The following is a 739-nucleotide window of genomic DNA, read 5'->3' as shown; positions in this document are numbered from 1 at the left end:
GCAGGTGGCCAAAGAGGCCTGCAAGACCTCCACATCGGTCAAGGCGGTTGCTCGCCGCTATGGTTTGGAGTTCTCCACGGTGAGGCGGTGGGTAGCGACCTTCCGGTTGCATGGTCGACAGGGGTTTCATCGCAAACCCCGGTCCTACGATCTCCAGTTCAAGCTGGCTGTCCTGGAGAAGATGAGCCAGGACGGCATGTCCGCACGGGAGGCCACCAGCCACTTCCAGATTGGCGATGCCGGCGCGGTGGGACAGTGGCGGCGGCTGTATGCTGAGGGCGGTGCCCAAGCATTGGCGCCTCCACCATTACCGCCTCAAAAGCCGATGAAAAAGACCCGCTCGTCCAAGCCAGCCGAGGACATGAGCCGCGATGAGCTCCTCAAGGAAGTGGCGTACCTGCGTGCGGAGACCGCTTACCTAAAAAAACTCGATGCCTTGATCCGGGAAGAGCAGGCAGCGCAGCGCGCAAAGCGCAAGCCATCGAAGGATTGAGGCAGACTCATGCGTTGCCGCTGTTGCTTGAGGCAGCAGAGCTCTCGCGCAGCACGTTCTATTACCAGGTGAATGCCTTAGCCCATCCAGGTGAGGGCGAGGAGGAACTGCGCGAGCGCATCCGTGCGATTTACGATGAACACGAAGGGCGCTACGGCTACCGCCGCGTAACGCTGGAGCTGACCAATCAGGGCGAAGCCATCAACCACAAGCGGGTGCAGCGGCTGATGGCCGAGCTGGGCCTGC

General features: G+C 61.6%; 1 pseudogene. It reads left to right on the top strand.

Going from position 1 to position 739, the window contains the following annotated elements:
* Nucleotides 1-739: pseudogene (locus IAE56_RS20945) on the top strand (IS3 family transposase); the annotation flags it as partial.

This window comes from Stenotrophomonas sp. S41 (assembly GCF_016624625.1).
Taxonomy (GTDB): domain Bacteria; phylum Pseudomonadota; class Gammaproteobacteria; order Xanthomonadales; family Xanthomonadaceae; genus Stenotrophomonas.
The sequence above is the reverse complement of the archived record's forward strand: the minus strand, read 5'-3'. Positions and strand labels throughout refer to the sequence as shown.